The sequence below is a fragment of the Massilia sp. BAP21 genome (assembly GCF_057801335.1).
Genome location: NZ_CM173596.1, coordinates 4,842,415 through 4,855,883 on the forward strand (window position 1 = coordinate 4,842,415; position 13,469 = coordinate 4,855,883).

9 protein-coding genes are annotated in these 13,469 nt (G+C 59.4%); 3 read left to right on the forward strand and 6 right to left on the reverse strand.

The genetic code is table 11. The features are described 5' to 3' along the window. Window positions 1-1,653: 1,653 nt before the first annotated feature. A complete protein-coding gene (locus ACWYRN_RS21365) occupies window positions 1,654-2,649 on the reverse strand; it encodes an ATP-binding protein (protein WP_290423369.1) in 996 nt (331 codons plus the stop codon). Between the two features lie 203 nt (window positions 2,650-2,852). Beyond that, entirely contained in the window at window positions 2,853-3,920 is a 1,068-nt protein-coding gene (locus ACWYRN_RS21370) for a DNA-binding protein (RefSeq protein WP_290423370.1), read from the reverse strand. A 168-nt stretch (window positions 3,921-4,088) separates the two neighbouring features. Between ACWYRN_RS21370 and ACWYRN_RS21375 the strand changes: the two genes are divergently transcribed. Genes ACWYRN_RS21375 through ACWYRN_RS21385 form a run of 3 tightly spaced genes read left to right on the forward strand, consistent with a single transcriptional unit; the run spans window position 4,089 to window position 8,445 of the window. Next, window positions 4,089-5,873, forward strand: coding sequence for an ATP-dependent nuclease (locus ACWYRN_RS21375; RefSeq protein WP_488689743.1), 1,785 nt, complete (start codon window positions 4,089-4,091; stop codon window positions 5,871-5,873). Continuing rightward, a complete protein-coding gene (locus ACWYRN_RS21380; RefSeq protein WP_313176839.1) occupies window positions 5,870-7,141 on the forward strand; it encodes an ATP-binding domain-containing protein in 1,272 nt (423 codons plus the stop codon). Before ACWYRN_RS21375 ends, ACWYRN_RS21380 begins: the two co-directional genes overlap by 4 nt. Before the next feature lie 56 nt (window positions 7,142-7,197). Beyond that, window positions 7,198-8,445: a hypothetical protein gene (locus tag ACWYRN_RS21385; protein WP_488689744.1), complete on the forward strand. Its 1,248-nt coding sequence runs from the start codon at window positions 7,198-7,200 to the stop codon at window positions 8,443-8,445. Between the two features lie 91 nt (window positions 8,446-8,536). Here the strand turns inward: ACWYRN_RS21385 and ACWYRN_RS21390 are convergent, their stop codons facing one another. From ACWYRN_RS21390 to ACWYRN_RS21405, 4 genes are all read right to left on the reverse strand, one after another. Next, a complete protein-coding gene (locus ACWYRN_RS21390) occupies window positions 8,537-9,694 on the reverse strand; it encodes an acyltransferase family protein (RefSeq protein WP_290423374.1) in 1,158 nt (385 codons plus the stop codon). Window positions 9,695-9,876: 182 nt separating this feature from the next. Then, window positions 9,877-12,249, reverse strand: a complete 2,373-nt coding sequence (locus ACWYRN_RS21395; protein WP_488689745.1) for a heavy metal translocating P-type ATPase — start codon at window positions 12,247-12,249, stop codon at window positions 9,877-9,879. 88 nt (window positions 12,250-12,337) lie between these two features. Then, the gene (locus ACWYRN_RS21400; protein WP_290423376.1) at window positions 12,338-12,544 is read right to left on the reverse strand and encodes a heavy-metal-associated domain-containing protein; all 207 of its coding nucleotides are present in this window, start codon (window positions 12,542-12,544) and stop codon (window positions 12,338-12,340) included. A 167-nt stretch (window positions 12,545-12,711) separates the two neighbouring features. Further along, the gene (locus tag ACWYRN_RS21405; protein ID WP_488689747.1) at window positions 12,712-13,434 is read right to left on the reverse strand and encodes a DUF305 domain-containing protein; all 723 of its coding nucleotides are present in this window, start codon (window positions 13,432-13,434) and stop codon (window positions 12,712-12,714) included. Window positions 13,435-13,469: the final 35 nt, after the last annotated feature.

Here is a 13,469-nt window from a genome sequence, read left to right on the forward strand (position 1 = left end):
CAATCGCGGCCGCGAATCCAGATCATGTCGGAAGGTCGCATGATGGTGCGAACGTGGCCAAAGAGAGCACGATGCCAGTGACGGCTTGCTCTACTGGATTCCAAACGATTCATCAAGCGCGCAAGCAAATTCTTGTCTAAGTCTTTTCAAGAAAATGCAGAGGACGGCCAAGCGAGTATCAGCAAGCTCGTGTTCGCCTTAAGTGCGCATAATCTATATTATGTTAAATGCTCTATCTGAGGCGCAGCATCGAAGCGCAAGAATTACCTCCCTGCCGACGTTCGGCGAAGTAAAAGTGGTCACTTAAGCGAAGTAAATTTGAAACTCGCCGAATGAGAGACAGTAAATTTGAGACACCGGGTCCAATTCTCCCTATGAGAAACGACATGGGGGTCCCGAAAAATCGTGCAAAACCCAGTGTTAAATCCCCAGGTTCGAAAAGATACACTAAAACGTGGCGGTCAGTCGCCGACGTCACCCGCACTGCTGGCTTGAGGATCGCTGCCAGCGCGCCAAGGTATTAGCCAGGCGCGCTGGCAACGTGGACACGAGGACGATCGAGGCTGACGGCGCTCCGCAAGCGACGTTGGGCCCGGACGCTGCAATGTCCAGTGGTTGGCGGCTAAAGGTGTGGATCGTGCGGCTCAGCGTTTTGTCGCTCGAGCATGGGATGTTGGCGCATGAGGTTTCCGCCTCGCAGCGCCGGCAATTTGGATACTAGGAGGAGCGAAACCGACATCGGGTCGTAAACGACGTCAGATTCAGACATGGCGCAATAGTAAGTCGTTAGCGTCTAGGACAGTTCAGGCCGTCCTGCACTCGATGTGAGGGACACTCGGGATACGCAAACTTGCGTCTTCTAAGCTGCGGCCATGAGTTAGCAGTGAATTGCGGCGGCAGTTCTCCGTAAAATCGCGGGTCGCGGTGGGGCCTTCCACGCGTGAAAACGTAGTGGCTCACTTGGCCAGTTGCTCTCGCTTGTACAGGACGAGTGCCTCTATTGGATCTTCCGACTTCGGGATTTCCAGGGCTCGAGCGGCAAGTATCGAATTCATTGCCCTTCGTACCGTCCGGGAGTGGCAATGCCCCGACCACGCCTTGCTCGCTGTAAGGATCCCAACATCTTCGCCAGATTCGAGGTGTCCGCGCACCGTTCGCATGTCACGCGCGTCGATCTGGACAATCAGTTTTTGACCGATCGCTTCAGGCTTGCGCCCAAGCGACTCATTAGTATATTTGACCCGATCGATGCATACGTAAGGTCGCATGCCTTTCGCAGCATCGCCTCGAACTATCTTCTGCTCGACAACGACTTCAAGCTCCGAATTTGACTCAGCGGGCACACCTAACGGTCTCTCTAGCATGATTTCCTCCGGACCAAAGGAGTGTGATTGGGTCGGCTGCGATGCTATCGGTTGTATGGTCAAGGCGAGCGCTATACGCGATGCGCAATGTTTTGCGAGTGATTCTGATGACCTGCTTGGTGAGTGAGTAAATCCAAAAGCAGTCAAGTGGCCAAAATATCATTACCCAGCAGGGGCTACTGCTCCGACGCCGAATAAAGTTTGGAAAATGCCGAACTCGACAATATAAAACCTAATGTCGAGTTCGCAGGGCGTCGATTTTTGAGCCCCGACTTAAAAATTGCCGCCTCTAGCAAAGTGCCTCTGCGCGACAGGAGGCGCGTGTCAAATTTCGCAGCCCCTGTCCTTCAACCCAACCGGACTGCAGCACAGCCCTTTCCCAAAATTCTCGATCCATGGACATGTTTTCGCCATCCCGAGTAGAGCCTTCTATCAGGGCATATTCGATTGTCCGGGCAAAATACAACATTGGTACCTCTGTCGTCGTGTCCATACCAGTCGCGCGGTCAGCGTCGACGAACACCTGCCAGAGGTCACCTGCGTGTGCCGCCAGGCGCAAGCCGTTCAGATAAGCTCTGGGTAGGGAAAACCGGGTATAAGACCAGCCGCTATCACTCGGAAAGCAGTCGTTATCGAAAGTCTTGAGGCAGTGTTCGAGTTCGGTTGCCGACCGTATGCCGTGTAGCTCGAACTCTTCCTTTGGTACGCTTGGAACGAACGCGGGGGAGTCGCTGGCGTATGGAACCCACTTTTGGTTCAGGATTCGTACTCGCGGGTGACCAAGCAGTACCGTGAGTAGCCGAATCCCCGATCCCTTGAGCTGGTCTTGCAGCCGGCGCAAACTGTTTTCCGCAGGCGGATCCAGCAACTGTGAGTCATCTATCCAGAGAACCACGGAGCGCTGCCCCGTCCTCAGCACAAGCTCCATGACGTGTTTTTCAAGGAAGGAGCGGTCTCGTCCATGTGCGCCGAGGACAGAGCCAGCCGGCATTTCAACAAATCCGACTTCTGGGAATTGCGTTGAGAGATGTATGTTCAGGAACCGGATGCCCTGGGTCTTGCCAGTGCCTGCTGGTGCGAATATGACCGCTTGTTGTACGCCTGCGTTAATCCACGAGGCGACACGGCGAGCTAATTCCTCCAACTGTATCGTAGAACAGTTGTAAGTGCGACGAACGACAGGATGACTATCAAAATCGACCGGACGAATTGTCGAGCCCGCTCCAGGTTCTGACGAGTATGGCTGGGCAGCGCCGCAGCCGTTGTTACCCTTCGAAATAGCCATAGCCTTCCCTCTCAGAAGATTAAATGAAGCGGATTCCTGTGCTGCTTGACCTTAACCATATAATAACGCTGACTCAGAGCTAAATGGCCAGTTTTGTGACGCAAAATCCGTCGATTTTAGGACGGCCCACAGGCCTGGCCTTCTGAAAAGCAGGCGAACAAGGCGGCTTGCAGTTCCATACCTTCTGTCGTCCTCCCCCGTGATCACTCAGCGGGCTTTGTCTTAGAGCGGCGTGCGGTGAGAGTCTTGCCGCGTTGACCTTGTTTCGCCACGCGCGTCTGCATGGGTGCGCGACGGTGGAGCTGTTCTCGAAGCACCTCCACGCGGGCCCGCTCGGCTACGATCTGGCCTGTTAAGTCTGACGTCATGGCTTGCAACTGCGCTGCCTTGTCTCGGGCGATGCCTCTCTCTTCGAAGGCGTTTTTCAACTCTTCTTCGAGGGCAGCAAAGTCTCTTGCCTGTTTTGCCGCCTCGATCTGCATATGCGTCAACTCCGACTGAAGTCTTTGCAGCGATGCTGCGGATACGGTCCGCTCTGACTCGAGAGCCTTTTCTAGTTTGGACACGGCGGTACGTTCTCGATCGATTTCGACCAGGGCACGTTGTTCTGACGCCCTGTAGCGCTCCTCGGCCTGGGTAATCCGTGCCGTGACTCTCTCGATCTCGGCGGCATGTTCGGTTCGGATGACCTCGAGCCGCCGGTCCGCCTCTGAGGCGGCTTGGCGAGCATCAGTAAGCTTGGCGTTCATCTCGGCAGCTGTCGCTGCGCTAACGGCCGCTTGTTCACGCAAAGTCGCGTTTTCGCGAGAGGCAGCCTCTAGCTTGTCGACTAGTACCTGCAGATCTCGATTCGCATTCTCGAGCAGGTCCTGAACCGTTCGTTTTTCCTGGAGTGCCGCATCACGTTCTTGGCCTGCAGTTAGCCGAAACTCTTCGAGAGACCTGTTCGCCGCGGCCTGAGCCGAGTTCCAGAGCTTCGATACGAGATCGCCGGCAGCCTGTGCCAGATTGTCAGGCAGGTCGGGTTGGCCGACCTTCACCTTGCCAGACCGGCGTAGGTCGGCCCAGAAAGCGCGCAACGCCTCGGTCGGGGCCGACATGCTGCCTTTACGGACTAGCTGATACAGCTTATTTGCGGTTGGCGTGATGCCATACCGAAAAAACATGACGACGCACACCTCTCTATAGAGGTCGAGTGTCCGGGGATACTCTGCCCGCAGCTTTTCGACATCCACTTGTAATGCAGCATCCAGATCGTTGTGCTCAAGCATGGCAGCCTCCTTCGTAGTGAATATTACTACGTAATACGTACGGAATATGACGCCCCACTCCGGAAATATGACATTATTCTTATAATGTCAAATAGCGTCGTGTTGCCATACCTTTCACTTCGTCTTTGGATGGAGTAAAGTGATTGCTTCTTGTCAACCGACGTCGCCATGCACATCGTCACCCTCAAGATCAAGAATTTCCGCGGGATTCGCGAGGGCTTCATCTTTTTCCGCAAGCACTCGATGCTCGTCGGTGGAAGCAACTTCGGCAAGAGCACGATCATCGAGGCCTTGACCTTGCTGTTCGGACGGGACCGGCTAGTGCGCGAGCTGACCGAACATGACTTCTACGGGTCGGACCCTCAGCCACAAGACCGCATCGAGCTCGTCGCGACCATCACGGGATATCCTGGCGATGATCCCGAGCAAAATATCGATTGGTTCAGGGATGGCCGCGCGATACCGAAGTGGTTCGACGAAAACACCGGGCTCGTACACCCGGTACGAACCGATCCCGCGTGGCGGCTGTGCTGCCAAATTGGGTGCCAGGCATACTTCGACCGCGATACGCTTTCGGTTGACATCGCTCGATATTTCCACGATCACGATCATCAAATCGATCCATTCGCCGAGGATGCGCCTGTCACCGTGCCCAACAGGCTTATTCAGCAGCTGGGACTGTTCGTGGTGCGGTCGAACCGAGCATGGGACAAGACATTGTCCTGGGGCAGCGAGTTATTTAGGCGCGCGGTCGATGTTGCCGCCGCCCAGCCTGCGGATGCGATCCTGGCCGAGCGCGACCGGCTGCGCGTACCTGGCCACCCTATCGAATCCGATGCGCGTATCGCTCCCCTGCTCCAGCGCGTCAATGCCGAGCTCGCACGTTGCATTCCAGGTGCGCCAGAGGTTCAGCTGCGCATTACCGGCACCGACAGCCGTTCCGTACTCGATGCCGTTTCCGCGCATTTCACGACAAGAGGCGTTGCCATACCAGCAGGCCGCCATGGCGCGGGGCTTGTGTCACTGCAGGGTATTCTTCTGTTGCTTGAGCTTGGGCGGACTCGAGCCGAACAGGGCGAGGGATTTGCTATGGCGCTCGAGCATCCTGAACTGCACTTGTCACCGGCAACCCAACTGCAGCTGGTGCACCGAATACAGGGACTCTCCACGCAGACGTTCATCACTACCCATTCGCCTACGGTCGCCGCGTTGGCCGATCCGACCGAGGTGCTGGTGCTGCAGAATCAGGACGGCCTCTTGAGCGTCAGCCCATTCCTGGCAGCCCCCCTCGCCGGCGACGCCCCTAACTGGAAGCGCAAGTTTTACCAGCAAAATCGCGCCGAGGTACTGTCGGCGATGATGCACCCCGCCCTCTTGATTCCGGAGGGGAAAGCAGACTACCACCTATTGCGTACGATCCTGCGCCCGCTTCTGCTCACAGAGGGATGGGTTGCGGACATGGACCGACCGTTCGGCCTTGAGGTCGGTATCTTGCCAACCGAGGATGCAAAGGTGGTGGAAACCTATCAGATCCTGTACCCGGTGCATCCGCGCGCATGTTGCCTGGTCGACGGTGACCAGGACGGATTGCGTTATATCGCCGGGCTGCAGGCGCTACCCTCGCCTCCGCCGTCGGTCATTCGTTGGAACGACGGCGCAATGGTCGAAGATGCAGTCGGATGGATTCTTTCTGCCGACGAGGCGGGATGTGTTCCGCTGCTGGCCGACATCGGCGGAAACGTGCCGGCCAGCGTAGCCGATGTCGTGGCGCGGCTCAAGGTGCGCAAGATGGATATCGTCGCTTATGAGATGGTCGCTGACGCCATCGTCAATATTCCGGCCTGCCGGAACCGCGCGGTCGAATTGTTCAACGCTATAGCCTGCGCTTGCGCCGATATCGAGACAGGCCGCTTCGTACGCGACGCCGGCGGCACCTGGGTGTTCCGGCCATGAGCATTCACGCTTTTACCGGCGCTGCTGGCTGCGGGAAAACCCATCAGCTGATGGCCCGGTTGAAGGAGCACCTTCACGAGCACCCGCTAAGCGATGGGCAGAAGGTTCTGGCCCTGACCTTCATGCACGGATCGCGGCGCCGCCTTGACGAGCGGCTGGCGTCCGCTGCGATACCGGGTCGCGCATACGAATCCGCGACGATCGACAGCTTCGCCTGGCGTATCGCGCACCGTTGGCAGTCACTGCTGGGCGCACTCGGCATCCGCGCTCCCGCCGTCGGCGACTACGCCGGCATCTGCGCCGCTGCAGCAGTCCTGTTGGGGCAAGACGGCGTTGCCGGCTGGGTCGCCAGGTCCTTTCCGGTCATTCTTCTCGACGAGGCCCAGGACCTGAACCAGGATCGGCTCGCTATCCTGGGCGCACTCGCTCCCCACGTCTGCATGTTCGTCGCCGCCGACGAGTTCCAGTGCCTCGACGAGGCTTTGCGACCGAGCCCCGCCGCTGCCTGGCTTGCGCAGGCAGACCAGAAAATCGAGCTTAAGCTGCCTCGACGCACGACCGTTCCGGCCCTGCTTGCAGCAGCGGCGGCGCTGCGCGCGGGAGCGGCTCCGCTCTCGGCAGGCGTGTTTGCGATCAAATCCGCATTCAATACGGCGCTGGCCGGGACCTTTCTCGCCAACGAGCTCGGCTGGTATGCACGCCACAAGAGCGTCGCTGTGATCACGCCTTCGGGCGGGCAGTTCGCTACCGCGGTCGTCGATTGGGTCGCCGAACGCACTACGAAGCAGAACAATGGCCCCTATACGATTCCCTGGGAACGTTCGGAAGACAAAATGCAGACCGAGTACCTGGAGCAGCTTAAGCTCGACCGGGACCTGTCGGCGATCGAGGCGAAGGCCATGATCGGCAATGCCGGCGACGGCCGCATCCTCAGCGACGTGGCCGACTACCTGGACCGGCAGCGCCGCGCAAAGGGACGCCACCTGTTCGCGGCGCAGGAACTGGAATTCGTGATCCGCCAGTCGTTCGCCAACCGGCGCCGGTTCGCCTTTGACAACGCACGGGGCTTTCGGGCAATGACTGTTCACGGCGCGAAAAACAGGGAGTTCGACAATGTCATTGTACTGTGGCCCGCCGCAGTCAAGGGGGATGCGGAACACAAACGACGGCTCCTCTACAACGCGACGACCCGCGCAAAGTCGCGCTGCCTAGTCCTCGTGCAGTCAAAGGACTCGCTCGCCAAGCCGCCGTTCGTCGCCGTGCAATAGAAGGATTTCTAAAGATGTTGGAAAGTTACACCTGGAGGCTCACGCAGGCGACACTCTTGCTGCACACGATTTACGAGGACAAGGAGCGCCTCGACTTGGTCCTCGAGCTGCAGCGGTTCCTGATCCGCCGCATTACTGCGGCGGAAGGCAGGGTACGGCGGCTGAAGGCACTGGGTGCCGCTCGAAAGAAGCGGCTGTCTGCAGTTCCACGCCCGACGAGAGACCAGGCGAAGTCGATCAAGGACGATATCGCGCGGGGCGAGCGGGCCGTCGCCGAGCAGCGTCACTTGATGTTCCTCTGGCGTTGCTTCGGCGATGGCATCGCGTTCACGTACCAAGACAAATACAGCCTGAAGCACCTGTACTACGACGCGCAATATCAGGTCAAGGAAGATGCCGGCTTCCTCACCGTAAATGGGCGCCTGAAGCCGGGCTTTCGGCAGGAGTACAAGTATCTGAAAATGGGGATCCGCATGAACGTCCCCGTCGTAATGGCTGACTTGACGAATATCGTGCGTCACGGCGACCTGTGCGCACTCGCCGGCCCAGATCCCCTACCCCTCGAAATCAAGTCTTCGACCAACCAGAATGCCCGTACCATTCGACAGGCCGAGAACCTTCGTGCGATCACCGACTTCTACGCCAACGACGGCGCGGCAGTATTCAGGGGCATACCAAGCGTCGAGCGGGTTGCTCTGCTGAACTCTGAAGTCAGGTTCCAGGAGGTGGCCAATGCCTGCATTGCCGAGGCCTTACAAACCGGGCTTGCCATCGCGTCTCCCGAACCAGGTCTTCACTACATCGCAAGCCGAAAGACGGAGCGATTCGCCGAACTGTCGCACGTGTTCACGCCAACGACGCTGGCCGTCCGGCTCGTACCCGACGAAACCTGGCTGCATTACTATCCCTTCACGCTTTCGCTGACTTCTTTGCATTTACTTCGCTTTTTGCGGGAGGAGATTTTTATTCTGGTGCTGATCGATCTCGCTCAGCTCAAGACGCTGTTCGCACAACAAGGCATTCACGCAACCATGCTGCTTGACGGGATGTCCGCGATCCAGATTTGCCACGACCCAGCTGGCCTCATGAAAGGAGTGTTTCGGATTTCCGAAAGCCTGTTCGGTCGCATTGCGCTCGAGTTCCAGTCCCTGGCATGGTTTGCCGTCGAGTTCAGCTCCCCTCTGAAGCAAACACCTAGGTCCGTCTCAGCAGAAGAACTAGCTGCGATGACCGTTACCTTCTCCGACATTCCTCAAGAATGGTACAACGTGCGTGACTGCTACGACAGCGCGCCACCGAGCTAAGCTCCAGCAATCTTGGTAACACCCCACTGGTTAATCCAAGTAGGCGCACCGATGCGAGCGCTTCAATCCCTCCCCCCCGGCCGCCCTGCCATCAAGTCCGAACCGTGTCGACCCGCGTGAATAGGTGCCACCTCACCCATCGGCGCACGCGCCACGTATTGGCCTCGAACGGCAGATGGACGTAGTAGCCGCCGACCACGAGCACCAGGAACATCCCCACGAAGATGAGGTAATGGGACAGGATGTGGGGCGAGAGCTGGCTGGTACCGAGCAGCGACGGCATCAGGTACACCATCACGAAAATCAGCGGCACGTGCAGCACATACAAGGTAAAGGAGAAACTGGAAAAGAATCGCCCGGTGCGGTCCAGCCGATCCAGCATGGGCGAAGGTAGGCGCTTGAATTGCGTGCTGGACAGGAACAGCGCGAAGAGCAAGCTAAACACCAGAAACTGGGGATAGCTTTCCGTAGATATCTCGTTCTTGCCCTTGAGGCGGATGAGGACGGCGGTGCCGACGATGATGATTAGCAATGCCCAGCGCAGGACTGGCCCCACCTCGATCTTCACACGCGAAAAGGCGGTGCCGATCAGCCAGATCGAGAAGTACAGGACGATGGCAGGCGTGATTAGCTGGATGATGGCACCGATGGCCAGCAGCGCCCCGATCCGCCACGCGATCGACCTGCCGCGCAACACTAGCACGAGCAACGGGAACAGTATGTAGTACCAGGTCTCGTTGGCCAGGCTCCACAAGGGGAAGTTCCCGCCGAACGAGGGGACGAGGATGGTCTGCAGCCCGAACATGTTGCCGATGAAGGCGGTCACCGAATACGGATCGTCTGCCGAAAATGAGACACGGGCCGGATCGATCGCTCCGATCACGGCGCCGGCAAGCAGCGCGACCAGGAAGGTCGGCACAAGCACCAACCACAGGCGCGAGAGCCGATCGACCGTGTAATGCTGCAACGCGCGATCCAAGTTCATCTTGTTGAGGAAACTTCCGCCGACGAGCCAGCCACTGAGGACGAAGAACACCATCACGGCTAGGTAGGCGAAACCCGAGCTGAACGCCAGCCCCTGGAACAGCAAGGACGGATTCGTCACGTCGCCGAAGGCAGGAAACGTCGCGGCACGCAGGTGCGCCCAGGCCACCACCAGCGCCGCCAATCCCCTGAACAGTGAGATCAACACCGAGTGCCAGTTGTCTTCCTGCAGATTTGTCTTCTTCAAGATCGTGATTTTCGGCATGGTCGCCGCTCCTTAGTAAACAGGTTCGGAGTGACGATATAACCCAACCGATGTTGATATTCTGCGCCGTCCCAAGCTGCAGGCCTTTGGCAGAGCCAAGCACCCAAAAACGCGATGCCGCGATGCATGTCCTTGTACTGCGGCACTAAACGCCTATCTTCCCTCCTCCTCCGCGATTCCTGTTACTTCGCTGTTCCACGCAGACGAAGCGCGTTGGTGATAACGGAAACCGAACTCAGGCTCATCGCCAGCGCCGCAATCATCGGCGACAGTAGGCGGCCGGTAAACGGATACAGCAATCCAGCAGCCAGGGGAATCCCGAGCGCGTTATAGACAAATGCGAAGGCCAGGTTCTGCCGCATGTTGCGTACCGTCTGTAGCGACAGCAGGCGCGCCCGCGCGATGCCGCGCAGGTCGCCCTTCACCAGCGTGACGTGCGCGGAGTTGATGGCGACGTCGGTGCCCGTCCCCATCGCGATGCCGACATTGGCCTTGGCCAGCGCCGGGGCGTCGTTGATGCCGTCGCCGGCCATCGCGACCGTCTTGCCCTGCCGCTGCAGGCGTTCCACCAATGCCAGCTTGTCCTGCGGCTTGACCTCGCCATAGACTTCCGCGATGCCGAGCCTTGTGCCCACCGATTTCGCGGTAGTAAGGCCGTCGCCGGTCGCCATCACGACCGTGATCCCGGCCTCCTTCAATGTAGCCAGCGCTTCCGGGGTAGTCTGCTTGACCGGATCGGATACGGCGACAAGTCCAAGGAGCTGGCGGTCCGCCGCCAGGTACATGACGCTTGCGCCTTCGAGACGCAAGCTTTCCGCCTGGTCTGCGAGCGGTTGCCATGCGACCTTTTCGATATCCATGAGCGCGGTGTTGCCCAAGGCGATATGCTTACCTTCGACCACTCCGCGCACGCCGATGCCGCTGGAGGACTCGAAGGTCTCCGGCTTTGCCAGAGCCAGTCCGCGGTTGCGCGCCTCGGTGACGATCGCGTGGGCCAGCGGGTGTTCGCTGCCCTGGTCGATGCTGGCGGCAATCCGCAGAACTTCCTGCTCGTTCACGCCCGGGGCTGCGGCAGCGGAGTGAAACGCGGGCTTGCCTTCGGTGAGCGTGCCGGTCTTGTCGACGATCAGCGTATCGACTTTGCGCAGGCCCTCGATGGCGGCCGCATCACGGAACAGGATGCCCTGCGTGGCCCCACGGCCAGTCGCTGCCATGATCGACATTGGCGTCGCCAACCCGAGTGCGCATGGACAGGCGATGATCAGCACGGAGACCGCGTTGACGAAGCCGTATACCCAGCTCGGTTCCGGCCCGAAAAAACCCCAGCCAAGCAGCGTCAGCACGGCGATGGCCACCACGATCGTCACGAAGTAGCCGGCAACCACGTCCGCCAGGCGCTGCATTGGCGCACGTGAGCGCTGTGCCTGCGCCACCATCTGGACGATTTGCGACAGCATCGTCTGCGCCCCCACCTTTTCCGAGCGGATGACCAGGCTACCGCTGGTATTGATGGTGGCGCCGATCGCCTTGTCGCCTGGTCGCTTGGTAACGGGCAGCGGCTCGCCGGTCAGCATGGATTCATCGACTGCGCTTTCGCCTTCAAGGACGACGCCGTCGACAGGGACCTTTTCCCCGGGACGCACGCGCAGCGCGTCCCCGACGTGGACATGGGTCAGTGGAATGTCTTCTTCGCTGCCGTCGGCATTAATGCGGCGCGCCGTCTTCGGCGCCAGGCCAAGCAGAGATTTGATCGCCGCAGATGTCTGGGAGCGCGCACGCAGCTCCAGAATCTGGCCCAGCAGGGTCAGTGAAATGATGACCGCGGCCGCCTCGTAGTAGACCCCGATTCGCCCGTGCATGAGAAAAGTACGCGGAAAGAGCCCCGGCGCCACGGTCGCGACCACGCTGTAGCCGTAGGCTGCGGCGACACCGAGCCCGATCAGCGTCCACATGTTGGGGCTGCGATTGCGCAGCGACTGCACGCCCCGAGCGAAGAACGGCCACCCGGCCCACAGCACGACCGGCGTACTCAGGACGAGCTCGATCCAGCTCTGTCCCGGCAGGCCAGCCTGGAAGATTCGGTGTCCGGCCATCGCAAGCACCGTCACGATAACTGTCAACGGCAGGGTCCACCAGAAACGGCGCCTGAAATCCACCAGCTCCGGGTTTTCTTCTTCATCCAGCGACGGCAGCATAGGCTCGAGCGCCATGCCGCAGATCGGACAGTTGCCGGGCTGCGGCTGCTGGACTTCGGGGTGCATCGGGCAGGTATAGATCGTACCTTCCGGTGCGGCAGGCGCCGGCTCGGGCTTGGCGCCGCCGATGTACTGCTGGGGCGCCGCCCGGAACTTGTCCATGCACTTCGTGCTGCAGAAGTGATAGGTCGCCTCTTCGTACCGGATTTCTTTGGCTGGATCGGCTCCGACTTTCATGCCGCAGACCGGGTCGGTGAATGGCTTCTCGCCGCCCCCGTCCCCATGGTGGGCGCCGTGCCCTGAGCCATGGTCGTGATGATGTTCGTGCCCCTCGTGATCGTGATGCGACAGGTCGTTCATATTGGAATCTTTCCTGGTCTCGTACATCGAAACTTGCTTCTACCGCGAAGTCTGTGTGTGCCGGGATTTCTTCGGCACACATTCTTGCTCAGGACCGCGGGGCTTGACTCGCCGGATATCCGGCAGCGGTGACGGCTTCTGCGATTGCATCCGCCGATTCCCCACTTTCCACCTGAACCAGGCGGTCTTTGAGCAATACCTCGACTTTTGCCTCGGGGTCCAGTGCCTGCACGGCACGGGTAACCCGGGCGGCGCAACCACCGCATGACATCTTTTCCACCTTCAGCGTATGCATAGCGTACCTCCTGTTTGATAAGTCTGTAGGTACTGTAAACCTTCCCATCATCGGAAGGTCAAGCGCCATGAGCGGCGATCGTCGGCCGTTTTCGCCAGACCTTCATTTCCGCCGCACGGCTTGGCGATGCGGCGGCGCTGGAAAGTCATCAACGAAAGGACGGTCGCTTAGAACTCGTAGTCCTTCCGCTTGTCACCCGTCATCGGAATGAAGCCGCAATCCGAATATTTCTTGCACAACATCTCGCGCATATCGTTGATGCCGTTCTTCTGGACAATCACGATGTTTTCGCAGTAGCGCTGCAAGCCGTCATGGTTGAGATCGCTCTTGACCGTGCAATGCAGGCTGGGCGCAAGGGCGCTCAGATGGTGATTGCTGAACGTGCGCAGGAATACCTGATTGAATTGAGCTCCTGCCGGGGTAGCCTCGAGCATGGCGATCATGCGCCGCCCGTCCGGCGTAAGCTGGGGCTGGTATTGGATACCGTACCACTCCCTGAGCATGCGCAGCGCGCGGCCGATTTCTTCGCGCTGCTCTCGGTTGCCCATCCGGGCCATCGACCTGATCTCGTCGTCGCTCGCCTTCGCCGGCGTTGCCCCAAAGCCCGGTGTGGCCGATGTCCCTTCCTGCGGCGCGACGACCTGCGGATCGCGCATCGGATCCGTGCCTGCAGCGAGCTCTGTTATGCGAAGCGCCGAGTAATGGTGGTTGACGATGAAGACGAGGTAGTTCTTCTCGAACTGGGCGGTGTTGCCCCTGCCAGGGCCATCCGCATGTGCCGCGCCGGCCGAGGCGGCAAGGATTCCCAGGCCGAGCGCGGCGCGGCGAGCCAGTGCACGCGATTGTGCCGTAAAGGAAAGACGGTTCAGTTTCAGGGTCTGTGCTTTCATGTCATGCTCCTTGATAGTGGTGAAGTGGTCTATCG